Origin of the sequence: Opitutus sp., assembly GCA_024998815.1 — a bacterium.
Taxonomy (GTDB): domain Bacteria; phylum Verrucomicrobiota; class Verrucomicrobiia; order Opitutales; family Opitutaceae; genus Rariglobus.
Map to the genome: position 1 here is coordinate 933,899 of JACEUQ010000002.1, position 25,377 is coordinate 959,275.

20 protein-coding genes and 2 pseudogenes are annotated in these 25,377 nt (G+C 52.8%); 7 read left to right on the forward strand and 15 right to left on the reverse strand.

The window, feature by feature from the left end; translation table 11 throughout:
- Positions 1-32: 32 nt before the first annotated feature.
- From H2170_11835 to H2170_11850, 4 genes are all read left to right on the forward strand, one after another.
- Positions 33-1,262: an ATP-binding protein gene (locus H2170_11835; protein MCS6300768.1), complete on the forward strand. Its 1,230-nt coding sequence runs from the start codon at positions 33-35 to the stop codon at positions 1,260-1,262.
- A gap of 187 nt (positions 1,263-1,449) precedes the next feature.
- The gene (locus tag H2170_11840; protein MCS6300769.1) at positions 1,450-1,692 is read left to right on the forward strand and encodes a type II toxin-antitoxin system Phd/YefM family antitoxin; all 243 of its coding nucleotides are present in this window, start codon (positions 1,450-1,452) and stop codon (positions 1,690-1,692) included.
- Positions 1,686-1,949: a Txe/YoeB family addiction module toxin gene (locus tag H2170_11845; GenBank protein ID MCS6300770.1), complete on the forward strand. Its 264-nt coding sequence runs from the start codon at positions 1,686-1,688 to the stop codon at positions 1,947-1,949. Before H2170_11840 ends, H2170_11845 begins: the two co-directional genes overlap by 7 nt.
- Positions 1,950-2,034: 85 nt before the next feature.
- Positions 2,035-3,528: a hypothetical protein gene (locus tag H2170_11850; protein ID MCS6300771.1), complete on the forward strand. Its 1,494-nt coding sequence runs from the start codon at positions 2,035-2,037 to the stop codon at positions 3,526-3,528.
- 786 nt (positions 3,529-4,314) lie between these two features.
- Here the strand turns inward: H2170_11850 and H2170_11855 are convergent.
- Entirely contained in the window at positions 4,315-5,898 is a 1,584-nt protein-coding gene (locus H2170_11855; GenBank protein MCS6300772.1) for a hypothetical protein, read from the reverse strand.
- A gap of 457 nt (positions 5,899-6,355) precedes the next feature.
- Positions 6,356-8,677, reverse strand: a complete 2,322-nt coding sequence (locus H2170_11860; protein MCS6300773.1) for a hypothetical protein — start codon at positions 8,675-8,677, stop codon at positions 6,356-6,358.
- Between the two features lie 315 nt (positions 8,678-8,992).
- On the opposite strand from H2170_11860, the gene H2170_11865 reads away from it, so the two are divergent.
- On the forward strand, positions 8,993-10,408 hold the full coding sequence (locus H2170_11865; protein MCS6300774.1) for a sugar transferase: 1,416 nt from the start codon (positions 8,993-8,995) through the stop codon (positions 10,406-10,408).
- A 395-nt stretch (positions 10,409-10,803) separates the two neighbouring features.
- Here H2170_11865 and H2170_11870 read toward each other — a convergent pair whose 3' ends face one another.
- The 4 genes and pseudogenes from H2170_11870 to H2170_11885 form a co-directional block, all read right to left on the reverse strand.
- On the reverse strand, positions 10,804-11,187 hold the full coding sequence (locus H2170_11870) for a HEPN domain-containing protein (protein ID MCS6300775.1): 384 nt from the start codon (positions 11,185-11,187) through the stop codon (positions 10,804-10,806).
- A complete protein-coding gene (locus H2170_11875) occupies positions 11,177-11,503 on the reverse strand; it encodes a nucleotidyltransferase domain-containing protein (GenBank protein MCS6300776.1) in 327 nt (108 codons plus the stop codon). Before H2170_11875 ends, H2170_11870 begins: the two co-directional genes overlap by 11 nt.
- Before the next feature lie 220 nt (positions 11,504-11,723).
- Positions 11,724-11,990, reverse strand: coding sequence for a DUF2442 domain-containing protein (locus tag H2170_11880; GenBank protein ID MCS6300777.1), 267 nt, complete (start codon positions 11,988-11,990; stop codon positions 11,724-11,726).
- Positions 11,968-12,205: pseudogene (locus H2170_11885) on the reverse strand (DUF4160 domain-containing protein). The gene H2170_11880 and the pseudogene H2170_11885 overlap by 23 nt, the downstream one beginning before the upstream one ends.
- A gap of 827 nt (positions 12,206-13,032) precedes the next feature.
- Here H2170_11885 and H2170_11890 point away from each other — a divergent pair.
- Both H2170_11890 and H2170_11895 read left to right on the forward strand, forming a co-directional pair.
- A complete protein-coding gene (locus H2170_11890; GenBank protein ID MCS6300778.1) occupies positions 13,033-13,461 on the forward strand; it encodes a DNA-binding protein in 429 nt (142 codons plus the stop codon).
- A 153-nt stretch (positions 13,462-13,614) separates the two neighbouring features.
- Positions 13,615-15,108 carry a hypothetical protein gene (locus tag H2170_11895; protein ID MCS6300779.1) on the forward strand — a complete coding sequence of 498 codons (1,494 nt, stop codon included), beginning with the start codon at positions 13,615-13,617 and terminating at the stop codon, positions 15,106-15,108.
- Between the two features lie 503 nt (positions 15,109-15,611).
- On the opposite strand, the gene H2170_11900 is transcribed toward H2170_11895, so the two are convergent.
- From H2170_11900 to H2170_11940, 9 genes and pseudogenes are all read right to left on the reverse strand, one after another.
- Entirely contained in the window at positions 15,612-16,535 is a 924-nt protein-coding gene (locus H2170_11900; GenBank protein MCS6300780.1) for a hypothetical protein, read from the reverse strand.
- A gap of 40 nt (positions 16,536-16,575) precedes the next feature.
- Positions 16,576-16,837, reverse strand: a pseudogene (locus H2170_11905) (type II toxin-antitoxin system RelE/ParE family toxin).
- Positions 16,834-17,058 (reverse strand): addiction module protein, encoded by a 225-nt coding sequence (locus tag H2170_11910; protein MCS6300781.1) that lies wholly within the window; start codon positions 17,056-17,058, stop codon positions 16,834-16,836. The pseudogene H2170_11905 and the gene H2170_11910 overlap by 4 nt, the downstream one beginning before the upstream one ends.
- A 1,661-nt stretch (positions 17,059-18,719) precedes the next feature.
- Complete coding sequence (locus tag H2170_11915) at positions 18,720-19,037, reverse strand: glycosyltransferase (protein ID MCS6300782.1); 318 nt, start codon at positions 19,035-19,037, stop codon at positions 18,720-18,722.
- 9 nt (positions 19,038-19,046) lie between these two features.
- Entirely contained in the window at positions 19,047-20,225 is a 1,179-nt protein-coding gene (locus H2170_11920; GenBank protein ID MCS6300783.1) for a glycosyltransferase, read from the reverse strand.
- A complete protein-coding gene (locus tag H2170_11925; protein MCS6300784.1) occupies positions 20,194-21,429 on the reverse strand; it encodes a glycosyltransferase family 4 protein in 1,236 nt (411 codons plus the stop codon). Before H2170_11925 ends, H2170_11920 begins: the two co-directional genes overlap by 32 nt.
- Positions 21,426-22,214: a hypothetical protein gene (locus tag H2170_11930; GenBank protein ID MCS6300785.1), complete on the reverse strand. Its 789-nt coding sequence runs from the start codon at positions 22,212-22,214 to the stop codon at positions 21,426-21,428. The genes H2170_11925 and H2170_11930 overlap by 4 nt, the downstream gene beginning before the upstream one ends.
- 54 nt (positions 22,215-22,268) lie before the next feature.
- Positions 22,269-23,582: a hypothetical protein gene (locus tag H2170_11935; GenBank protein MCS6300786.1), complete on the reverse strand. Its 1,314-nt coding sequence runs from the start codon at positions 23,580-23,582 to the stop codon at positions 22,269-22,271.
- Between the two features lie 216 nt (positions 23,583-23,798).
- Positions 23,799-25,292 carry a hypothetical protein gene (locus H2170_11940; GenBank protein ID MCS6300787.1) on the reverse strand — a complete coding sequence of 498 codons (1,494 nt, stop codon included), beginning with the start codon at positions 25,290-25,292 and terminating at the stop codon, positions 23,799-23,801.
- Positions 25,293-25,377 lie beyond the last annotated feature (85 nt).

Here is a 25,377-nt window from a genome sequence, read left to right on the forward strand (position 1 = left end):
TAAATTATAATACCAAGTGTTTGATTTTCACAATGTACCAGCGAAATCTTCTCAATAAAATCATCGAGAGCATCCAATTTAGCCCCGCGACCCTAATCAATGGAGCGCGGCAGACAGGTAAAAGCACTTTTCTTCAAAACTCCTTCGTTGGTGCTGAAGGGTTTAGTTACACCAATTTGGATGACTTAAACCTCCTGCGACTTGCCAAAAGCGACCCGATCACCTTTTTATCCCAACTTCCATCGCGGGCCGCCATCGACGAAATCCAGCGCACGCCCGAGCTTCTGCTTCCCCTGAAAAAACTAATCGACGAAGACCGCGCCACTCGCCGGTTTTTGCTTTCTGGCTCGGCCAACATTCTGACCCTGCCCAAGCTCTCCGAGTCGCTGGCCGGGCGCATGGAGATTTATACTCTTTGGCCGCTTTCCCAAGGAGAAATCCACGGGCGAAAAGAGCGCTTTATTGATTGGGCTTTTTCAGACGAGCCCCCGGAAACCCCCTCGCCCTTTTCACAAACTGATTACATCGAAACCCTCGTTCGCGGTGGCTACCCCGAGGCCCTGGCCCAGATGCAAGCCGGTCGAGGTCCGGAGTGGTTCAAGTCTTACCTCGCCACCATTTTACAGCGGGACATTCAAGATATCTCACGTATCGACGGCCTGGCCGAATTGCCCAACCTGCTTGATATCATCGCATCGCGTGCCGGCAACCTGATCAACTTCGCTGACATCTCGCGCATGACCAAACTTAACGCGGTCACTCTCAAGCGTTATTATACACTCCTTGAAATGGTGTTCCTCGTAGTCGAAGTTCCCGCCTGGGGCACTAACTTCGAAAAGCGACTCGTGAAGAGTCCCAAGGTATTTATCAATGACACCGGACTCTTATGCTACTTAAGGGGCTTGAGCCAAGAGGCCTTGCACCGCGAGCGAGGACTAATCGGCAGTGTAATGGAGAATTTTGTCGCCATGGAGTTAACCAAACAACTCGGCTGGGCTGCCTCCCGCTGTAATCTCCTTCACTACCGCAATCACCAGGGAGACGAAGTGGACGCGGTCTTGGAAGCGGCTGACAAACGCATCGTCGGAGTGGAGGTCAAAGCGTCGATGGATATAAAACCTTCGGACTTCAATGGCCTGCGGTCTTTGGCGGAAACTGCCGGCGAACGCTTCCACCGTGGTTTTCTGCTGTACACCGGCACCGATGTTATTGCCTACGACAAAAACCTGTGGGCTCTGCCGATTTCGTCACTCTGGACATGAACCCTCCGAGCAGAACCTAGGGCTTAGATTAAAAGACGGCTTGCTGGGGATAGCTTGTCCTTACCCCAAAAGTCATGGATCATGCACCGAGCAGTACGCTCCGCGCCAAGCACGTTCATCGCTGAGCTTTTAACGTTCGACAAAAAGGAAACTTGACATGCGCACGCTTTAGCGCACGCTTTTGCTTATGTTCACTTTACCTGCAACCAAAGCTCGCGCGACGCTTTATTCGCTTATGGATCAGGCCGCTATTTCCCATCAACCGATTCAGATTACAGGCAAGCGCTCGAATGCGGTTCTTGTTTCTGAAGAAGATTGGAGCGCTATTCAGGAGACACTGTATCTTTTATCAATTCCGGGTATGCGCGATTCGATTAAAGAAGGAATGGCCGCCCCGATCAAAGATTGCGCCACCTCACTAAAATGGTAAAGTGGCAATTGGTTTACGCCAAACAGGCGCTGAAAGACGCCAAGAAATTATCATCTAGTGGGCTTAAGGCTAAGGCCGAAAAACTATTGGAGATCATTAGTGAAGATCCATTCGGAAATCCGCCGCCATTTGAAAAGTTAGTCGGGGATTTGAGTGGGGCATATTCGCGAAGAATTAATATTCAGCATCGAGTGGTTTACGAAGTATTTGCCGATGTTCGTATAGTTAGAGCCTGTCCCGAAAGCATAAAAACCTAGCAGTGAACTATTAGCATAAGTTTAATGATGCCTAAAGAGGGGTAATTCCCTGGTTTTGGTCAAAAAAAAGCCGCTATAATCGGCCATGAAGTCAAAACCCGTATCCGCCACCTCGGCCATTGCCCTGCAACGCTGGTTGCGTCCGGCGCTAACGCCAGTCGGTGCCAATAAAGATTACGCCGAGTTTCGCCAGCAATTGGAAGGACTCGACGCGTTGTTGCGTGGCAGCCACTTGGAGACGATGGCGATGGACTTTGCCAAGGCGGGGGCAGGCCAAGCCAGTGTCGCACAACTACGCCAGCGTATGGAGTTTGCGCTCAAAGCGTTACGCTTTGAAGTGTTGCGGGTGCATTTGGGCAACATATCCTTTCGCGAGCTTTCCCGTAGCATTGCCTCAAGTGATTTACTGGCGGATTTTTGCGGTGTTCGCACGCTTGAGGGAATCAAGGGGGCGTCCAAAAGTGTGCTGGAGCGGGCCTCGAAGTTTTTCACCGCCGAACAGGTGCGCTGGATGGGGCAAGTGTTGGTGGAGATGTGCGGCGAGAAGGATCGCGCCACTGAACTCGGGTTGAGCGCGCCGCTGGACATGGATGTTTGCCTCATCGACGGCACGTGCTTGGAGACCAACATCCACTTCCCGGTGGACTGGGTGCTGTTGCGTGATGTGTCCAAGACTTTGCTCAAGGCCATGATTTTAATCCGCCGCGCTGGACTGCTCCACCGTATGCCTGAAGAGCCGGAGTGCTTTGCCAAGCAGATGAACAAGTTGTGCATGTCAATGACCCACGCAGGCCGCCGCAACGACGCCAAGCGCGCGCGTAAACAGATCCTGCGCAAGATGAAGACGCTGTTACGCACGATCGGAGAACATGCCCGCCGCCACCGCGACCTGTTGGCGCAGAAGTATAGCCAAACCCATTACAGCCAACGCCAAACCAAGCGGATAACCACCCGCATCGACGCTATGCTCGGCCAACTGCCCGCCGTCATCAAGCAGGCCCACGAGCGCATCATCGGCGGACGCCCGGTGCCCAACGACCAAAAGATCCTCAGCGTGCATGAACTTGATGTGAACGTACTGGTTCGCGGCAAAGCAGGGAGCCAAGTCGAGTTTGGCAACTCGTTGCTGTTGAGCGAGGCGCTCTCCGGTTTAATCACCGACTGGCAACTCTACCAGGGCGCGGCTCCGGCAGAATGGTGCCAACTCGAGGAAAGCCTGGCGCGGCAGAACCGCTTTGACCTGAGTGCGCCGATTAGCGCGGTCGGCACCGACCGCGGCTTCGCCACCAAAAAAACTTCCGCAATGCTCAAGCAACAAGACGTTTACGATGCGGTATGCCCGCGTGATCCGCACGCGCTCAAGGAGCGTTTGAGCGAAAAACGCTTCGCCCAATTGCAGCGGCGCCGTTCGGCGACCGAAGCGCGCATTGCGATCCTCAAACAACGCCTCGGCGGACGCTTGCGCTGTAAAGGGTTTGCCAACCGCTACCGTTCGGTGGGTTGGAGTGTACTCGGTCACAACCTCTGGCTGGTGTCACGAATCCTTGCCGAGGAAATAACACTTCCGCTGGCCGCTTAATTCAATTTTCCGGCAAAAATGTGAATAACCCTGGGGCTCGCCCCGGCTTTGCCGTACCTTACTACCGCGCTTGGGGGCGGGAAAAATCGATTCGGGCCGCCGTTTAACGTCGCTGGGGTGATTCGTGCCACCTCGTTCGCCCGCAATCCCAATGGACCTCTGCGCACTTTTTAAAAATCCGGAAATTTGGGACAGGCTCTAGTTAAAGTTTTAAGACTTTGGACTCACTACGAATAACAACCACCGAGCCGAACGAGGCGCTACAGCGAACGGCATGGCTTGTCACGGATTGTACTCCGAGCAGCATGCTCCGCGTAGAGCCACTCCGTCGCTGAGCTTTTTAGCTTGGCTGAATTCGCCGTAATACAGCTGAGCTTATTAATTCCGAAGCGGTACGCAAAAATAATACAGTGAGCATCCACGCGTTGTTTGACTTGCAATAAAATACCGCAACGGTGAGACCCATGCCCAGAGAAACTCTGGGTAGTAATGCAGGTGGCAATAAAGGGTTCTACTCAGCCAATTTAGCGGCCTGACTGTCTAGCCCGAGCCTCCTCGAAAAGCCTTTCGCAACGGGCGTATTCCCGCCCCGGCCGGCCACTGGGGACGCAAACAGCCCTGAACGGACTCGATTTACGTGTTCACGAAGGGGCGGCGGCCTAAAAACAGCCCCGGCCCCATCACTAAGGTCGCTTTTCCAACGGCGAAGTCCACGGCGGTTCGCTCCGGGGCTTTTACACCGAACTAATTGAGCCGATTTGGGTTAGCCGCGACGACCGAAACTACTCAGGCCGCCAAGGGCAGCGGCTTTTCCTGAGACTTCCTCGCGCGCACCAAAATCATCCGGTCAAAGTTGTGCGCGAGGATCTTCAGGGTCAGTTCGCTGCGCACCGCCGCCAACCCGCGACGACCCGGCCGGCCGAACCCGTGGTTGAACTTGAGCGTAAACATCAGCGACTCGATCGCGCTGCGCTCGGCGCGAAGCGTGATATAGTCTTGATGGTTCCATAGTTCCTCGCCGAGCAAGGCGCGCCCCTTGGCTCCGGAGATGCTCACCTTGGCCACCTTCAGCTCGTATGCCTGCGCCAGCCCTTCGGCGCTGGAGTAGCCGTCGTCGACGTTCGCGCTCGCCGGCACCAGGCCCGTGTTGGCGATATTCTGAATCAGCATGGGCACCAGTTGCTTGCAATCAGCCACGTTGCCCGCGTCGAGAATCAGCGCGGTGACAAAACCGGCGCGGCTACGGGCCAATTGCGGCTTGTAGCCAATCACCGGTTCCCGCCCGCCTTTTTCAATAAAAGCAGCACTGCGATCAGCCAGGCTGAGGACCCTTTCCCTCGACTTGGTCTTCACCCCATCGTGCACCCGCTCAAGGCTTTGCTGGATCGTCGTAACCACCGCGACCACGTCCCCGTGGATGCAGTCCAGTAGGTCTTCCGCGATCCGGCGCTTGGAGGGCCGCAGCTTGGCCAGTTTAACATTTGCTTCGGCCTCTGCGACTTCTACTTCGGTGAGCAACCTGCCGCCCAACTTGCAGGCTATTTGGTAAAACTGGTCGTAGAGCAGCCGGAGTTTTTGGGCTCGGCGGGGACCACTGCCCAGCAGGGCGATGGCGCGGGCGCTCTTTCGCAACTCCTCCAGCCAGTGGTCTTTGCAGCCAGCCTGCAGCGAGGTAAGCCCGACCTGGTCGAGCTTGCCGCCCAAGCGGTAGGCTCGCTCAAAGAGTCGATAAATGATACCGGAGTCTGTTGGCCAGCAACTGGATGCCTTGATCGCCGTGCTGTCCAGGGTGATATCGGTAAACGAATCGAGCCCTTCGGACAAAATACCGGCCAATTGGGCCCGGTGGATCAGGGCGAGAGTACTTTCACTCAGGCGATTTATCAGGGGGCCAACGGTATTAGGTGCAGGCAGCGTGTACCCCAAATCATCGAGCAAGGTGCGCAACGATGCCGATTCAAGCAGCACCATCCGGGGGCAGGCACCGTATTGCGACCCCAGGTAACCGGTGGCCATGGCCGTGATAAAAACCACAACAGCGGGGGTGCGCGGACGCCCTGCGGCGAGGAACTCGGCTTGCGTTTTTTCCGCCGTGCCTGACGCCGGCACGGCGAACAACGCCTCGGTCTGCGCCAGATCGAACTCACGGTTTTTCCGCCGTTCGAGCTTTTCCGCCATGGCGTGGGCGTCGAGATCGGCGGTCATGGCCACTTCGATTTCGGGGTGGGACCGCCAAAAGCGCTGTAATTGCAGTAAGAAATCACCAAAATCACTGCGCGCCGGGGTTGAAAAGAAGTCGCCGGAGGGATAAACGATCGATTCGTTACTTGATAATTTAACGCTGCTACTTATTTTGTTTCCTGTTTTCATGCAGTACAATACGGCACTTTTACGGAAAACTTAAATCACATAAGTTGTTTTTAATAAAAAAACCAAAAACCTTTTCGAGGAGGCTCTAGTTAGGCACGACCGCCCCAACGGGGCTCTCTACCACAGCCTAGGGCAACGCCCTAGGAATCATGAGGTAAAGTGCACAAGCCCTGAAGAGGCGATCTAACCAAGACTGACGATAACCCCCCTTAACTAAGTGCCATTCCGGCCAGGCCCCTTACGCGCTCTCTCTAAAAGCTCATAAGTGAACGTTGGATGTTCAATGTTGGATGCTGAATGTTGTCTCCGTTATCAGTGTCAATCAGTGCCCATTAGTGGTTAAAACTGATCGACCTCTGTTTTTCGTGTCATTTCGTGTGTTTCGTGGGCAACCACCCCCATTTATTTCATATCGTTTAGTTCATGTGCAACCCGACTGCCCCTCAGCGGCAGCTAATCACGGCCCCTTATCCTGGCGACCCAACCGCACTATCTTCGCCCCCTTTACCTCAAACACCGAAGGCACTTCCCCCGCACGCAAGAAAAACACCAACGAGACCGGCCGGTTTTCCGAAAACCGCCACGGCAACGCCGCCCGTCCGAAAAACCCCATCGTGAAATTCTCCATATTTTCCGCATAACTCGTCCATTCCCCAGTCACCTTCAATCGCGGCCAAGTTTGATACAAATTGCCGTTTTCCATGCGGAAATACACATCCATCATTATACCCGTGATACCAGCAGCCGGATTTAACCGTGCCGCCTCCACCAAAGTTCGCGCCCCACCCTTCTGAGCGCTTGCTGCAACCGTACGCCGATCCAATAAAAGCATCGTCTCAGGTTCAATTTTGAAATCCACCGGCAAGGGCAACTCCACCATGGCCGGACGCAACGCCTCGGCCGGCAAGTGATCGATATGAAAACTCCACTGCCCAGCCGATTCCACCACCCGCACCCCATCCGTCACCAACCAGCGCCCATGCGCCTGCAATGCCGGCTCACCCACCGCCAACGGCCGCTTTACCAGCGCCGCAGCCCGAGACCGATTGCTCGCCTCGCTAAAGTCAAAGCCCCGCACCGGGGTCGTCACCATTCCCGCGGTATCGGGAAACAACCGCGTTACCCACTCCGCGCGAGTCCAGCGCGTATTATCCGGGATAAAAGACACCCGACGCTCCTCACCCACAAACTGCTGCGCCTGGACCTTAAACTCCACGGGGATTTCCCGCCGCTCCCCCGCCGCCAGCACCACTGCCTGCCCTGTGTTGACGCCCGTGATTATCAAGCGACCAGCGATGGCTTCTTTTGAAAAATTATATAAAACCACACGCCCACCACCACCGAGTTGTTTTCCTGCACCCGTTAACCGCTCTGCACCGCCCAGGAGATAACCCCCGCCGCTCTTCCACTGGGACATATCGGTATCGGCGATAAAATCCACCACCACGGGAGAAGGAGCAGCCGAGCGAACCTGCCAAGACCGCGGACGATACGGATTCCGCTCCGCAAAATCCCACATATAAGCCAACGCCGGAGATGCAAAGTGATCGCCCAAACGATGCCCGATCCGCTTCATCCACGGCTCTGCACCCTGAGAGCCAAAGTCAGTCGGCTTAAAACTAAGTTGTTTCCCTTTAAGTGGCATGGGCGTCCCGCCCATGGTATTCTTCGTTCCCCGATCCTCCACCGCCACAAACTTCGGTTTTTCGACCATCGTAAGCCCGAACTCATTAATCCCGGCCTCATAGTAAGGGTTGACCAAAAACGCCATTGGTCCCTCGGGCCTCAAGTTATGTAACTGCTGAATAACATTACGAAACCACTGCCATTGCCGCACCCGACCCTCGACTGTATTACGCGCATCGGCCCCCATTAACCCATAACCATATTCAGTGATAAATACGGGCATCGCCCGTAGCTTTGAGCTCTTAGCTGCTAGCTCACAGCTCCTAACTCCCAGCTCACAGCTCTTAGCTCCAAGCTCAGGCACCGCCGCTTCGAACTGCCGATAAACTCCGGTGAAATCCTCGGCATAACCGTAATAATGAAAATTAAAACCATCGGAATAATTCAACACGCCATTGGCGCAAAACCGCTCAAAATAAGGCCCCGGCGGCAAAGCCATCGGTGCCAGGATCACGAGAGGTTCCACGAGCTGAGAGCTATGAGCTTGGAGCTGCGAGCTACGAACCTCGGCCGTACCGAGCCCCCGTTTACGAGCCAGCCAGTTTGAGCTGCTAGCTCCTAGCTCCGAGCTCTTAGCTCCCAGCTCCAAGCTCTTAGCTCCCGCCTTCAGCCCGAGATAAACCGCCTTCAGAAACGCGGCGTAGGTTTCGGGGTTATCCGGGCAGAAATCGATATCCGGCTCGTTATCAATTTCCCAGCCATCGACGAGATCGCCGTAAGTAGCGCCCAGCCAACGGCCGCGCTCAAAGGCCTCGCGCAAATCCAGGGGCAACCGGTGCCCCCAGCCCGCCCGCACGCCGCCCGCCCACGACGACCGATCCCAGCGCAAGATCACCATGGTTTTTACACCGCGCGCGCGCAAAGACCGCAGCCCCGCCCGCTCCCCCTCGACCGTGCGGTCAGCGTCTGCTTTCACCGCTTTCTCCTCCACCAACCCACGCACCCGCATCCACGTCCCCGCCCGCCCCGTTACCCCCGCCTGCGCCAGGTCCTTCGCATAAACCGCCGGCGGCGTGCCCACGTCAAACCCATACCCCGCCGCCGAAGCCCTTGCGCACCAACCCAAGGCCAAAATCAGGATCAATATATACATGATTAAGTTAAAAAAATTCCCGCCGTAGTGGATCTGCTAACCCCTAACCCATTAGCCACAAAAAAACATCACCAATAACACAAAAAACTTGAGCTTAACCTTCAAAGTGCCGGATTGGCTCTCAGGGAGCGCTGAGCTCCAGCTCGGCCTTTGCAGGGTCTCGCTCACTGCACCGAGCCGAGCTGGAGCTCAGCGCTCCGTTAAAAACGGGCCGAGTCCGGCCCTTACTCAAAACACGTTCACGCTCCACCACTTAGAACCAATTAAACCGATTCCGCTGGTTTTTCTGCAAACCACGCCTAGTTTCACGATTTTATGCCCATCAAGCGCACGTATCCGCGAACCCAAAACGCCCTGCTGTTAATTCAGTTTACGGGTGACGCGGCCATGGCACTCGGAGGCCTGCTCAGCGCCTACTGGCTGCGCTTCCACGGTCCACTCGCAAGCTTCGGCAACGTCAGTCCGCCCGCCTCGCTTTACTCCTATCTGCCGCTCATTACCATCGGCACGATTTTCTTCCTTGCCAGCTTCGCCTACCTGAAAATCTACGACGGACGCCTGCTGCTGCGCCCCTACCGCGCCTACATCCTCTTCGCCAAGGCTATGGCGTTCTGGTTTGCCCTCTTCCTCGGCACCTCCCTTGCCCTTAAATTTGAGCCCGCCATTTCACGCATTTTTGTCGCGGCTGCCTGCCTGACCACCTTTGGCCTTATAACCCTTTGGCGCTTAATTTTTAGCACCATGCTCAACCGCAGCGATTACCGTGATCGCCTGATCCAGCAAGTGGTTATCCTCGGCTGGAGCCACGATGCCGACCGCTTGGTTAACTCCATCAATGGCGACCCTCGTCACCCCTATAACGTTTGCGGCATTATCAACACCCACCATGAACCGGAGTTTATCCGCCACCCCTGCCCCGTTCTGGGAAATTTCGAGGACATGGAAAAAATCCTCACCACCGAGCTTATCGACATCGTCATCGTGGCGGACCTCAAACTCACCCCCGAACAACTCGCCGCCACCGTCACCCTCACTGAACGGCTTTACGTGCAATTCAAAATAGTCCCCTCTTTTTTCCGCATCTTCCTCTCCAACCTCCACCTGCAAACCATTTCAGGCGTCCCCGTCCTTGGCCTCGATCAACTCCGTCTGGCGCGGTGGGGCAACTCGATGGTTAAACGCAGCGTGGACCTCGTCGGGGCGGTGGTGGGGCTCATTGGTGGACTGCCCATCATGTTCATTTTGAGCATGCTCATTGTGCGCGAGAGTCCTGGATCGGTCATCTACCGGCAAGTGCGCACCGGCCGCAACGGCAAGCCATTCACCATTTATAAACTCCGTTCGATGCGGCTTGATGCGGAGAAAAACGGTGCCCAGTGGGCGGTGGCCAACGATGATCGCCGACTCAAGATCGGCGAATTCATGCGCGCATGGAATCTCGACGAGCTGCCCCAGTTTTGGAATGTCCTGATCGGCGACATGAGCCTGGTAGGGCCCCGCCCCGAGCGCCCGGAGCTGATCGAGAAATTCGAACACGAAATTCCCCACTACAACCCCCGCCACATGGTGCGCCCCGGGGTGACCGGTTGGGCACAAGTCAACGGCCTACGGGGCAACACCAGCCTAGTGGACCGGATCAACTACGACCTTTATTATATCGAAAACTGGACGGTCTCGTTCGATTTCCTGATTATGGCCCGCACCTTCATCCGTAACAAAAACGCCTATTAACGGCATTGTTTGAACGACGTGGCATCGCCGTAAAAATTTTTAACCGCGAAGTACGCGAAGGCCCACGAAGTTAACAACGGCAGGCGAATTTATTGCACACGGAACACACGGAAGAACCCAACCCGCATTTTTCACCACTAATTAACACTAACAGACACTAATAATACAAACCTACGAATCAATACCCTGATAGTAACCTGCATTGGCCGATAAAATCCCCCTCCGCTTTTCGTGTTATTTTGTGTTTTTAGTGGGTAAACAATGAGGTGTGAGCTATCAGTTAAAAGCTCTTAGCTCATAATTGATATCAATCCGTATTCCGCCTGCCGACTTCGTGCCCCTTCGCGCACTTCGCGGTTAAAAAATCAGAAGCGAGAGCCATGAGCCGAAAGCTATTAGCTACCGATTTGACTTACCGCCCACGACACAATCACAGCTGCGGCACTCTCATAGCGCCGACAATCCGCCAGAGTAATCTCGGGCAAATCCGCCGGGTAACGCGACCCGGTTGATAATTCTGCAAGCTCCATCACCTCATTTACCAAAAAAACGGCACCCGGTTGGCCGCCAATCACCAGTTGTAATAAATAGGCTAAATCGTGAGTTCGAGGCGCTGATCCGTTCTGGGCAAAGAGCATTGCCTTAAGCGCTTTTTCAGCCGCTTGTTGAAAATTCCAAGCTGCCGACCGAGGGAAACGCTCAACACCTAAGCGGCCATACTCCAAATCCTCAATGGCATACGCCAACCAAAGCGTAGGCTCCCTTGTATTATCCGGCATGGGGATAAAGCGTAATCCCTGTATCGGCTATCTCCCGGATTAACTGACTCTGGCGAGTCCTCCAATCACTCGCGCTGATGGGGACGACATCGACCGGAAAAGGCCGTGGCCATAACGCCCGGTGGATCGTTTTTACTCCGGCGCGCAGGTCTGCCCCCTCCGGCAATACCACCGCCAAGTCCACATCACTATCGACTTGCGATGCCCCCTTGGCACGCGAACCAAACAAAATGATCCGATCCACGGGAGTGGCCTCCGCGATGAGTTGGGCCACTTTCACCAGCTCGACCTGGGTAATGGATGGATAGGCAACCATAAGTAACGGTTAAGTTTCTAATACCTTGAAGTCAATCCACGAAACACACGAATTACACGAAATAATAAAAAACCGATTTAACCACGAAGTACGCGAAGCTACACGAAGTAAATCATGAGCTATAAGCTATTAGCTCCCAGCTTCGGGCTCTTCGCGGTTAACCCGGATCAATCCCATTCTTCCGTGTATTCCGTGTGTTCCGTGGGCAAAAAATCATTGGCTACGACGCACACGCAACCGGATAACGCCCCACCACTGCATCATAGATCCAAATATCTTCGTCCAATGCGTCCCAACGTAACGCACGCCCCCCCACACGTAAACGCACTTGAACTAAATCTTCCGCTGCGGCATTGACTAAACGAGGGTAATAATGAATCGGAAAACTGTGCGTTGAGCCATCTAGCAAACGCAGAAAGACATGCCCATCACGAACCGTAACCTCGGTGGCAATCAACTCCGATTTATTTGAAGCGGTGGTATTCATTGTATTTATTTAGCAATAATGCCTGGTTCTCAAAAACCAAAAGGGTGATCTGATTAATTTCGTGTGGAGCGAACCCATAATTCCGAGCAAGTTGAAGTGGATCTAGCCAGAACTTAGCCTCTAAATCGTCCCGCTCCACGTGAATGTGCGGCGGCTACGCCCTCGGCAGAGTAAAAGTGAAAACGATAGGCTCCGATTCTCAATACCGTGGGCATAACTCAGATTAGAACGACTAAGTACAAAAAATGCGTCTGCAAGTGTTTTTAAATTGCCCACGAAACACACGAAATGGCACGAAAAAAAACCATCAATCCGCGGCATATTGGCCCACGGAACACACGGAATACACGGAAGAAAAAACTTTATTAAACCGTTTTTAAGCTCAACCGAATTGGCCAGGGACGGCCAACCTTACACCCAGTAGCGTTGTCCGTCCTCGGCAGATTTGGCCACAAAAAGCACAATAGGACACGAAAAAATCAGCCGCAGGCAAATACCGTCAAACGATTTAGCCGCAAAAAAGCGCAGAAGTCGCAAAACAAACCATCAATAAAGAGTAGCCGGCTTGGATCTTTTCAGTTACCCGATTCTTCCGTGTGTTCTGTGGGCAATTATGAGCTGGGAGCTTTCAGCTATCAGCTCATATTGGATGTTGAATGTTGTCTCCGTTATCAGTGTCAATCAGTGCCCATTAGTGGTTAAAAACGGATCGATCCGACTTTTCGAGTCATTTCGTGTGTTTCGTGGGCAACGCTGCCGTAAATCTGTCTTCGAACCACTTCGTGGTTAAACCGGATCGATCCATTTTTCCGAGTTATCTCGTATGCTTCGTGGTCAAAAATTTCGTGCTTTTCTTAGCCGCGGATTGACTCTGTTTGTCAACTGCTCAATTTAAGTTCTATGCGACCCACCACCAAATTGACCAAAAAATCAAGTAAACGGGCCCCCCGCGCAATAAAGAAGAACCCCAAATTGAACTTTGGGGCTTTGGCTAAAACCGTTTCTGGGATGGTTCGCAGTGGCAAAGGCGATCTTTCTTCCCGTGAAGGCTTTAGCCTTTAATTACTTGATAGACGCGGGCCCCTTGGTGGCCTTGCTCGACGGCTCTGATCACTGGCACCGCTGGAGTTCCTCAACCCTCACTGCGCTGGATGAACCCCGGTTAGCCACAACCGAAACCGCACTGGCGGAAGCCTGTCACCTGCTGAGCTTCAGGCGATCTGCCGTCCAGGCGATCATCGAAATGGTGAGTGCCGGGGTGATGATTCCTATTCCAACCCTCGCCCAAGAGAGTCAACGGGTGGGGCAACTGCTAAAAAAATACCCACACATGGATATGGGTGACGCCACCCTGGTTGTATTATCGGAGCACTACCCCCGCGCTCGATTACTGACTATTGATCGCAGGGATTTCACAGTTTATCGCCGCAAGGATGGCACAGCCGTGCCCTGCATCATGCCCCCTATTTGACCATTGTAGCGCCCGGCTGGCTAATACCCTAACTATATAGAGCCTGTCCCGAAAGCATAAAAACCTAGCAGTGAACTATTAGCATAAGTTTAATGATGCCTAAAGAGGGGTAATTCCCTGGTTTTGGTCAAAAAAAAGCCGCTATAATCGGCCATGAAGTCAAAACCCGTATCCGCCACCTCGGCCATTGCCCTGCAACGCTGGTTGCGTCCGGCGCTAACGCCAGTCGGTGCCAATAAAGATTACGCCGAGTTTCGCCAGCAATTGGAAGGACTCGACGCGTTGTTGCGTGGCAGCCACTTGGAGACGATGGCGATGGACTTTGCCAAGGCGGGGGCAGGCCAAGCCAGTGTCGCACAACTACGCCAGCGTATGGAGTTTGCGCTCAAAGCGTTACGCTTTGAAGTGTTGCGGGTGCATTTGGGCAACATATCCTTTCGCGAGCTTTCCCGTAGCATTGCCTCAAGTGATTTACTGGCGGATTTTTGCGGTGTTCGCACGCTTGAGGGAATCAAGGGGGCGTCCAAAAGTGTGCTGGAGCGGGCCTCGAAGTTTTTCACCGCCGAACAGGTGCGCTGGATGGGGCAAGTGTTGGTGGAGATGTGCGGCGAGAAGGATCGCGCCACTGAACTCGGGTTGAGCGCGCCGCTGGACATGGATGTTTGCCTCATCGACGGCACGTGCTTGGAGACCAACATCCACTTCCCGGTGGACTGGGTGCTGTTGCGTGATGTGTCCAAGACTTTGCTCAAGGCCATGATTTTAATCCGCCGCGCTGGACTGCTCCACCGTATGCCTGAAGAGCCGGAGTGCTTTGCCAAGCAGATGAACAAGTTGTGCATGTCAATGACCCACGCAGGCCGCCGCAACGACGCCAAGCGCGCGCGTAAACAGATCCTGCGCAAGATGAAGACGCTGTTACGCACGATCGGAGAACATGCCCGCCGCCACCGCGACCTGTTGGCGCAGAAGTATAGCCAAACCCATTACAGCCAACGCCAAACCAAGCGGATAACCACCCGCATCGACGCTATGCTCGGCCAACTGCCCGCCGTCATCAAGCAGGCCCACGAGCGCATCATCGGCGGACGCCCGGTGCCCAACGACCAAAAGATCCTCAGCGTGCATGAACTTGATGTGAACGTACTGGTTCGCGGCAAAGCAGGGAGCCAAGTCGAGTTTGGCAACTCGTTGCTGTTGAGCGAGGCGCTCTCCGGTTTAATCACCGACTGGCAACTCTACCAGGGCGCGGCTCCGGCAGAATGGTGCCAACTCGAGGAAAGCCTGGCGCGGCAGAACCGCTTTGACCTGAGTGCGCCGATTAGCGCGGTCGGCACCGACCGCGGCTTCGCCACCAAAAAAACTTCCGCAATGCTCAAGCAACAAGACGTTTACGATGCGGTATGCCCGCGTGATCCGCACGCGCTCAAGGAGCGTTTGAGCGAAAAACGCTTCGCCCAATTGCAGCGGCGCCGTTCGGCGACCGAAGCGCGCATTGCGATCCTCAAACAACGCCTCGGCGGACGCTTGCGCTGTAAAGGGTTTGCCAACCGCTACCGTTCGGTGGGTTGGAGTGTACTCGGTCACAACCTCTGGCTGGTGTCACGAATCCTTGCCGAGGAAATAACACTTCCGCTGGCCGCTTAATTCAATTTTCCGGCAAAAATGTGAATAACCCTGGGGCTCGCCCCGGCTTTGCCGTACCTTACTACCGCGCTTGGGGGCGGGAAAAATCGATTCGGGCCGCCGTTTAACGTCGCTGGGGTGATTCGTGCCACCTCGTTCGCCCGCAATCCCAATGGACCTCTGCGCACTTTTTAAAAATCCGGAAATTTGGGACAGGCTCTATATAGCCGCAAAAAAGCGCATAAGTCGCATAATTAAACCCAATCCGGTTTAACCACGAAACACACGAATTACACGAAATGATAACAGTAGCGAGTAATGAGTAGCGGGTAGCGAGTAGGCCGATCCAAACTTTCCCATCTGCTGATTCTTTCGTGTCGTTCGTGCTTATCGTGGTTAGAACGGGTTGGCTGATTATGTTCGACTAATCGCTACTCACTACCCGCTACTCGCTACTGATTTACTCTTCCGTGTCATTTCGTGTTTTTCGTGGGAAAAAAAGATCGTTTCGGCTCCAACTTAAACTATCGACTTAGACTGGCCCCCAGCGGCATATGCGCGACTAAAGCGGTTAATATAGCTTGAAACGTCTGATCAGCCTCCCACTCCCCCACCGGACGATTGGACGAAATACGCAGAAAATACTGCTCCCCTGTCCCTCGCCAATAATGGTGGATGTTATCCAACAAATACCCCGTCGTCTTGCCGGTACCATACCGGGAATAATCCAACGGCTCACCATTCAACAAGTGCCAATAGACTACATGAATCGTCTCCCCATTCGCATGAAACACACGCGATTCCCCCAGCCAGGTGATCGAGCTATGAGCTTTGAGCTGTGAGCTACTAGCTTTGAGCTTTGAGCTGTGAGCTACTAGCTGTGAGCTCTTAGCTTCTAGCTCCAAGCTCTTAGCTTCTAGCTCCAAGCTCTTAGCTCCAAGCTCCAAGCTCCCAGCTCCAAGCTCCAAGCTCCCAGCTCCAAGCTCCAAGCTCCCAGCTCCAAGCTCCAAGCTCCCAGCTCCTAGCTCATCGCTCCCTGCTCCCAGCTCAAAAGCTCGCTTGGGGAGCTTCGGCTCCATCTTCCAACCGCTGCTGACCCAACAGTTGTCGGGGGCATGGGTGCCAAGATCCATAAAATGGCGCTGACGATCCTGCCAGTAGGCCAGATAGACCGTGAACTGCACCGCACCCCGCCGGTATTCACGGTAGCGATAATCACTAAAACCCAACCCCTCGGCAATTGCCTTACTCACCGACTCGGTGCCGGCGATTTCCAGGTCTTTAATCGCGACGCCGACAAGCGACGCAGGGATCACCTCCGGGGCGAGTTTATCGGCACTGGGCGCGCGGCCTAGGCTAAATAAAAACTGCGAGGCCATGCCGATCACAAGCAGGCTGAGCAAGCCGCCGAAGATCCAATACGGTTTACGAGATAAATTGTGTGCCAAGCGGATGTTTAGGAGTTAGCTTAGATTGAATAAAACGGGGCTAGCGTCGGCAATCGACCACCGCCCCAGACCCACACGGTATCGGTCTCAACGCAGTAATAAATGGCAAACGGAAATCGACGCACCAAAAGCCTATGAAATCCAGCCACCACGCGGTGGATGCCTGCATGGATGACCAGCGAGTCAATTTCCGCGTAAGCCGAATCCAAAAAATAATCACCCAACCCGACACCTTGGATTTCGTAAAAACGGAATCCGTCAACCAAGTCTTGTTTGGCCTGGCCTAAAATGGTCAGCTTCATGACCGCACGCGGCGGCGAATGCATTCCTTCGCCTCAGCCCAATCGGTAAATTGAGCTTTGCCTTGGGCCACAGCCTGTTGACGAGCCTCCAACAATTCAAGGTGCCATGCCGGTACCGGTAATTGTTCCTCGTCCTTTGCTAAACTGTCCCAGATACGTTCCATCGTGCCCAGTTTCTGCGCAACAGACATACGGCTAAGCGGGAGGGTGACAGTGGCCATGAGGCGAGTGAAACGGTGGACGCACACTGGTCAAGCGCTAGCAGCACGATTTAAGGTAAAATTGTGTGTCGCCCACAAAAGCGCCAGTCGACACAAAAACAAATTCGCACCGGGCAAATACCGTAAGCCCATTTAGCCGCAAAAAGGCGCAGAAGTCGCAAAGTTTACAATCAAAGGAGCGCAGGTTGAATCAATCGGTCATATCCTCTAATTCTTCTGTGTATTCCGTGTGTTCCGTGGGCAATAATCAGCTAGGAGCTAACAGCTAAAAGCTCATACGTGAGCGTTGAGTGTTCAATGTTGGATGGTGAACGTTGCTTCCGCCATCAGAGTGAATCAGTGCCCATAAGTGGTTAACCCGGATCGATCAGCCGTTCGTGTCATTTCGTGCTTTTCGTGGGCAAAAACTAGCAATCTTTGGCCACAAAAAACACAAGAGGACACAAAAAATACATTCAGAACCGTAAGCCCATTTAGCCGCAAAAAGGCGCAGAAGTCGCAAAGTTTACAATCAAAGGAGCGCAGGTTGAATCAATCGGTCATATCCTCTAATTCTTCTGTGTATTCCGTGTGTTCCGTGGGCAATAATCAGCTAGGAGCTAACAGCTAAAAGCTCATACGTGAGCGTTGAATGTTCAATGTTGGATGTTGAATGTTGTTCCGTAATGAGTGATGATCAGTGCCCATAAGTGGTTAACCCGGATCGATCAGCCGTTCGTGTCATTTCGTGCTTTTCGTGGGCAAAAACTAGCAATCTTTGGCCACAAAAAACACAAGAGGACACAAAAAATACATTCAGAACCGGATACCATTTAGCCGCAAAAAAGCGCAAAAGTCACAAAATATACAATCAGAGGCGAGTAGTCGGCTTACACTTCAACTTGCTACTTCAACGACACCTGCAGCAGGTGGTTTTCGTGTCCTTTCGTTCTTTTCGTGGGCAATTATGAGCTGGGAGCTATCAGCTTTAAGCTCCTATACCATTTCGCCGGGTAAAACATGACCCCTTCTTACTTCCCCTCGGCAGATTTGGCCACAAAAAGCACAAGAGGACACGAAAAAATCAGCCGCGGGCAAATACCGTCAAACGATTTAGCCGCAAAAAAGCGCAGAAGTCACAAAATATACAATCAGAGGCGAGTAGTCGGCTTCAACTTCAACTTGCTACTTCAACGCCACCTGCAGCAGGTGGTTTTCGTGTCATTTCGTGCTTTTCGTGGGCAATTATGAGCTGGGAGCTATCAGCTTTAAGCTCCTATACCATTTCGCCGGGTAAAACATGACCCCTTCTTACTTCCCCTCGGCAGATTTGGCCACAAAAAGCACAAGAGGACACAAAAATAAATTCATCTTCGGGCAAATACCGTAAACCTATTTAGCCGCAAAAAAACGCATAAGTCGCATAATCAAAACCAAGCCATTTTCAACCACGAAGTACACGAATACTCACGAAGTATAAACCGCAACCACTCGATCTCTCCTCCGTGCTTAAACTTTCCTTCTTAAACGGGCGCGTAGCACCTCGCTCCTTCGCGGTTAATGGGGATCGATCCGTATGAGTGATAATCAGTGTCCATCAGTGGTTAAACAGGATCGTCCTGATTTTCGTGTAGTTCGTGTGTTTCGTGGTTAACAATGCAGTGGTTTTATTAAACTATAATTTAAACAGGCCAGTCATAACCGGAAAATAAATCCGGATAATGAAGTTCCAAAAAGGCTTTGATCTCCGCCCGGAACCGCTCCGGACGGTACTTTTCCGCATTGGCCCGACACCTCGCCGCCGAAAAGGGTTTAAGCTCCGAGCTCCCAGCTCCCAGCTCATAGCTCATAGCTTCCCGTTCAAAACGTTGCACCGCCTCAGCCAATGATTCCGGGGTCTGCTCATCGAAAAACAAACCGGTTTGCCCCTCGATCACCGTTTCCAGCGCCCCACCCGCCCGGAATGCAATCACCGGCTTGCCGGATGCCTGGGCCTCCACGGCAGTTTTTCAAACGATGACACTTGGCTTCGTCATGTTATCGTACAACTGCTCAACCTGACCATAACACACGTTTGGAGCGAAATGACTTTCAACATACTCTCGGTGGTTGATTCGCGGAGGCGCCAATCTTAAATCCGCTGCAACGGCTGAAATACTTTTAGCTAAGGAATGGTCGTCACCCACCGGCACGATAGTAATATGACTGAGTTCGCGTGGATCATTGGCCCCCAATCCAACAAAATCCGTCGTAATCAAAGGCAACCCCAACGCCAACGCCTCTAACATTACAATCGGCCACCCGGCCTCAAATTTTGATGTGATTACAAACGCATCCAAACAGGCATAAAACGGCTCCGGATCGGCGAGGTAGTCAATAAAAGTAAACTGAGTTGCTACTCCGAATTTACACACTTCTTGTTGATAAAAATCCGCGTCCTTGCCGGTACCTAAATGAATAAAATGACAAAGTGGATCACTTTTGGCACAATGAATAGCAGCTCGATAAAACGTGCCCAAGTCTTTTTGCTCTCCGAAACGAGCCAGTGTCCCGAAAACATTAGCCGAGGCTGGAATACTCCATTGCGCCCTTACCTGCCACTTGCGTTCGGCATTCACCGGTCGAAACCGATTCAACTCAACTGGATTCGGGGCAATTACCGCCTTGGCCCGCCCTAACTTCAACGCGTTTACCGCAAATCGGCGTTCATCCCGGCTTATGTTAATTGTGGTCGCCCAAGGGGCCAGCACCCGTTCGATCAACCAGTAACCCATCCTCCACCCATCCGGTCGCGCCGACATCGAATAATAAGCGTGCGGGGTGTATATATACGCCGTGGTGGGCATGACCATCGCCGCGAAGCGCACTAGGGCACCCGCTTTTGAGCTATGCCCATGCACGATATCGGGCCGCTCCGCATAAATATGCCACAATATCCAAACCCAAGCGAAGCTGTCACGCAGCGAGGGTCCATTGCTTATTTCAAAATCAACCGACGCCCCCCGGGCTGTATGCAAATCAACCAGGAGGGCGTCGAGTTGTGATGAGGAACGGGTGCTTGAATACGCATACGTCAAGCAGTGCCCGGAACGAAGGAGGTGATTCAGCAACCCGCGAACATGAATAAATACGCCGTTCTTATTCGGCTCGGAAACCTCAAGAATTCGTAGGGAGCGGGATGTCAGCATATACGGAGATTAAATCATCAACATGGCGGGCGATGGTCCACGGTTGCGACCAATACCAGTCATAGCCTTGCGCACTGAGGGAATCCGCCAACGTGGGGTCCTTTAGCCGGAGTAATGCGGCAACCAACTCCACCTGCGAGCCACCTTTGAACCAAAGTCCGGTTTTTTCAGGCTGCACATAGCTGGTCGCAGCGCACGTGTCGGCGACGATGACCGGAAGGCCGTTGGCGGCGGCTTCGATAGCAACTAACCCCGCAGTTTCATACCAGAGTGAGGGGAAAATGAGGGCTTGAGCTTCGCGCATTTCCGCCTGGACCACATCGCGGGGCTGCCAACCGAGAAACACGGCCTCGGGCCAATCAGCTTCCAGTTGTTTGCGCAGTGGACCGTCACCCACCAACCGGACTTGTATACCGGCTTTTTGGGCCGCTTTTTTCATCAGCCATATTCCTTTTTCTTCGCTTAAACGGCCGACGAAGAGAAAGGGGCGCGGCGTGGTGCGAGGGGTGCGCGGGTACCGAACCATCGGAGCGGGGTTATCGACCACTCTACGCTTTAGTTGCGGCTGATGCCGCGCCAATATTTTGTCGGCAAAGGTCGACACGCTAATAAAAACGTCAATTGCTCGGTTAATTTGAGCTCCGTATGCTTGCACCGCCGTGCGGGCCACCCGCCAGAGTTTTTGCGGGTAGCTGCGGCTATCGCAATTTGCGCACACGCAGCCCAGAGACAGCGGCTTTCGTTCACACACTTGCTGGGAACCGAAATCATAAAAACCACCGGTCGGACAAAGCGCAAAAAAATCGTGCTGGGTGAGCACCGAACGCAAACCCTCTGCCTGCGGTACACTCAGAACGGAGGGTGAAAGGCATTTCATCCATACATGGAAATGCACCAGTGTGGTTTGTGGATTCTCACGCCTCAACACGGCAGTCAAGGCGTTGCGCGCCGCTTGATTCCAGATGCCGGTTACCGCGGCGCGTATCCGGCTAGGATCGGAGAGTATTTCATGCTGATTCAAGCAAACAACCTCGATCTGCGGATGATGTAACTCCTCCGCGATCGGGGCCACCCCGGCAAAAAAAACAACCCGATAACCGCGTTCGGCCAATTCGCGTGCGGCGCTGATCGCAACTAATGGCGCCCCGCCCGAGATGTGCGCCTGATCGTTGACGATGACGAAGGTTGTGTAGGGAAGCGTCATTTACCAGCGAGCAGCTTCATCCCCCGTAAACGCCGGCCCGAGATAAAGCGGTTGATGTAGATCGGGAGGTTTTTGATCCGAAATTGCCAACGGGCATAAAACTTCTCCAGCCGACCGATTTTACGAGGAGCGTCACGCGCGAACACAGCGGCGATCTCGGCCTCCAGTTTATGAGTGTCACCGGAAAGTTGGCCCTCGCGGATGCGAAACTGGCCCACCTCCAACGGATAATACTTAAACGGCCAACCCAGTCGATGAGCACGGAGCCAAAAGTCCAAATCGGCACACAACATATACTCGGTGCGAAACCCGCCCAATTTCTCCCATAAAGCCCGGGGAATAATCATTCCTTGTTGATTTAGTGGGCTGATGCCTTGAGCCAACAAAGCTTCGAACGTAACGGCCGAAGAAATCGTTGGAATATACCCTAAACTGGCACCTACCTCATTAATCATCCTAACTTTACCATAGGCAAATGAATCACTACTACATTTCCTCCGCAAAACGGATACTGTTTTGAAATAGTATCCAAGCAAGTCATCATCATTGATATAAGTTAAATTAACCCAATTCACCGAAACAGATGAGATCGCAAAATTAATAGCAGAATAGAGTCCCTTCCCACACTCGCGTTCTAAAATAAACTCGATGCAAAAACCCAAACGGTTCAAATCAGAGCAATGATTAATAGTCGCCAAAACCGGCAACCTTGCTGATTCAGGTCCAACAATAGCGATATAGCAAGAATCCAAATTGACCGATATGGACCTCAATGTATCAGCCAAAAAATTTGACCTACCCAATGTTGGGATAACAATTAGTAACATTGCTTAATGAAGTCAACGCTTCGCTTCAGTACACGGAAAACAAAACCGAACCAAAATAAGACTAATAATTAGACTAGGAAGACTTAGGTCATTTATGAAACCAGCAACTAGGCCCGAACTTAAGTATGGTATATAGCAAAAAATATAAAAGATCAGAGACCGATCACTGAAACCAGCCTTCGCCACATACTTTAATCCAAAACAAAAAACCCCATACAGGAGAAAAATAAATAACGCAACACCAAATAAACCAAATGCCATGATGAACTCATTCAGACCGCCGAAATTAGCAGTAATCCCTTGATAGAAATTCACAGGCTCAATTTCACGCGTCATTAAACTGGAAAAATTCAGCATTTTATCAGGCCAAAAATAACGCGGAATCCACTGAATAAAAACTGACAACATATTCAACCCATAATCCCAACTCGGCAGAGAAGTGGCGAGGTCAAAACCACGGACATACTGCTCTAAATAGTCTAACCTATTAAGGAAATCATAGTCACCAAAACCAATATCACTCAACTGGCGAGCTGAATCCACCATGCTCAATGTTGCCCCATCAGCATTAGAGCGCTTGTAAATCAAGTGCACCATCGCGTAGTAGGAGGCCAGTGGCACTAGAATCGGTATTAAAACCTCTAAGCGCCATCTTTTCTTCATCATCAAAAAATAGCCAAGTGGCATCCACGCGGTTATTATAGTGGAGCTAAACCCAGTATTCAACGCATATATTATCGCACACGGAAAACCCAACAACACCCACAATGGCGGAAACCTCTTTAAGATAAACACATATTGCCCACCAATTAAAAACCCAGCCTGAATTGAAAAAATAGCAATAATATACAAATACATATTACCACCCGACTGAATAAAACCTCGAAATTGAGCCGGGCCCTCCCAAGGCCAAATCCCCAACACCCACCTACAAATTAAAATTAATGCAGGAGGGGCCACCAAATAAAGATAAACAAGTGCCAAAGCAACACTCACTGGCGCGTAAACTTCACGTGGAACTGAATTCAATTTAACACAATAAGGCCTCATCACTGAACGACCATAAGTACATGAGGCAAAAAATGCAGCAAACCCAATTGAAAAAACCAAAACAATTATCGGAATAGATAAATCTCCCCAATTTAGACCAAACAACGGATCGACACTGAAAAACCAATTCCATGCATACTTGTATGCGTAGTTAATAAAAACAACAAATCCAACAATGCCAAAAGGCGTAGTAATTCTCCAATCGCCGAGAATCATTAAATAAACGATCAAACCGAACATCGAAATGACGGCAAGTAATTGAATTACGTAATCCATGAGTCTAGTATATGCTAGAGCCTGCCCCAAATTTCCGGATTTTTAAAAAGTGCGCAGAGGTCCATTGGGATTGCGGGCGAACGAGGTGGCACGAATCACCCCAGCGACGTTAAACGGCGGCCCGAATCGATTTTTCCCGCCCCCAAGCGCGGTAGTAAGGTACGGCAAAGCCGGGGCGAGCCCCAGGGTTATTCACATTTTTGCCGGAAAATTGAATTAAGCGGCCAGCGGAAGTGTTATTTCCTCGGCAAGGATTCGTGACACCAGCCAGAGGTTGTGACCGAGTACACTCCAACCCACCGAACGGTAGCGGTTGGCAAACCCTTTACAGCGCAAGCGTCCGCCGAGGCGTTGTTTGAGGATCGCAATGCGCGCTTCGGTCGCCGAACGGCGCCGCTGCAATTGGGCGAAGCGTTTTTCGCTCAAACGCTCCTTGAGCGCGTGCGGATCACGCGGGCATACCGCATCGTAAACGTCTTGTTGCTTGAGCATTGCGGAAGTTTTTTTGGTGGCGAAGCCGCGGTCGGTGCCGACCGCGCTAATCGGCGCACTCAGGTCAAAGCGGTTCTGCCGCGCCAGGCTTTCCTCGAGTTGGCACCATTCTGCCGGAGCCGCGCCCTGGTAGAGTTGCCAGTCGGTGATTAAACCGGAGAGCGCCTCGCTCAACAGCAACGAGTTGCCAAACTCGACTTGGCTCCCTGCTTTGCCGCGAACCAGTACGTTCACATCAAGTTCATGCACGCTGAGGATCTTTTGGTCGTTGGGCACCGGGCGTCCGCCGATGATGCGCTCGTGGGCCTGCTTGATGACGGCGGGCAGTTGGCCGAGCATAGCGTCGATGCGGGTGGTTATCCGCTTGGTTTGGCGTTGGCTGTAATGGGTTTGGCTATACTTCTGCGCCAACAGGTCGCGGTGGCGGCGGGCATGTTCTCCGATCGTGCGTAACAGCGTCTTCATCTTGCGCAGGATCTGTTTACGCGCGCGCTTGGCGTCGTTGCGGCGGCCTGCGTGGGTCATTGACATGCACAACTTGTTCATCTGCTTGGCAAAGCACTCCGGCTCTTCAGGCATACGGTGGAGCAGTCCAGCGCGGCGGATTAAAATCATGGCCTTGAGCAAAGTCTTGGACACATCACGCAACAGCACCCAGTCCACCGGGAAGTGGATGTTGGTCTCCAAGCACGTGCCGTCGATGAGGCAAACATCCATGTCCAGCGGCGCGCTCAACCCGAGTTCAGTGGCGCGATCCTTCTCGCCGCACATCTCCACCAACACTTGCCCCATCCAGCGCACCTGTTCGGCGGTGAAAAACTTCGAGGCCCGCTCCAGCACACTTTTGGACGCCCCCTTGATTCCCTCAAGCGTGCGAACACCGCAAAAATCCGCCAGTAAATCACTTGAGGCAATGCTACGGGAAAGCTCGCGAAAGGATATGTTGCCCAAATGCACCCGCAACACTTCAAAGCGTAACGCTTTGAGCGCAAACTCCATACGCTGGCGTAGTTGTGCGACACTGGCTTGGCCTGCCCCCGCCTTGGCAAAGTCCATCGCCATCGTCTCCAAGTGGCTGCCACGCAACAACGCGTCGAGTCCTTCCAATTGCTGGCGAAACTCGGCGTAATCTTTATTGGCACCGACTGGCGTTAGCGCCGGACGCAACCAGCGTTGCAGGGCAATGGCCGAGGTGGCGGATACGGGTTTTGACTTCATGGCCGATTATAGCGGCTTTTTTTTGACCAAAACCAGGGAATTACCCCTCTTTAGGCATCATTAAACTTATGCTAATAGTTCACTG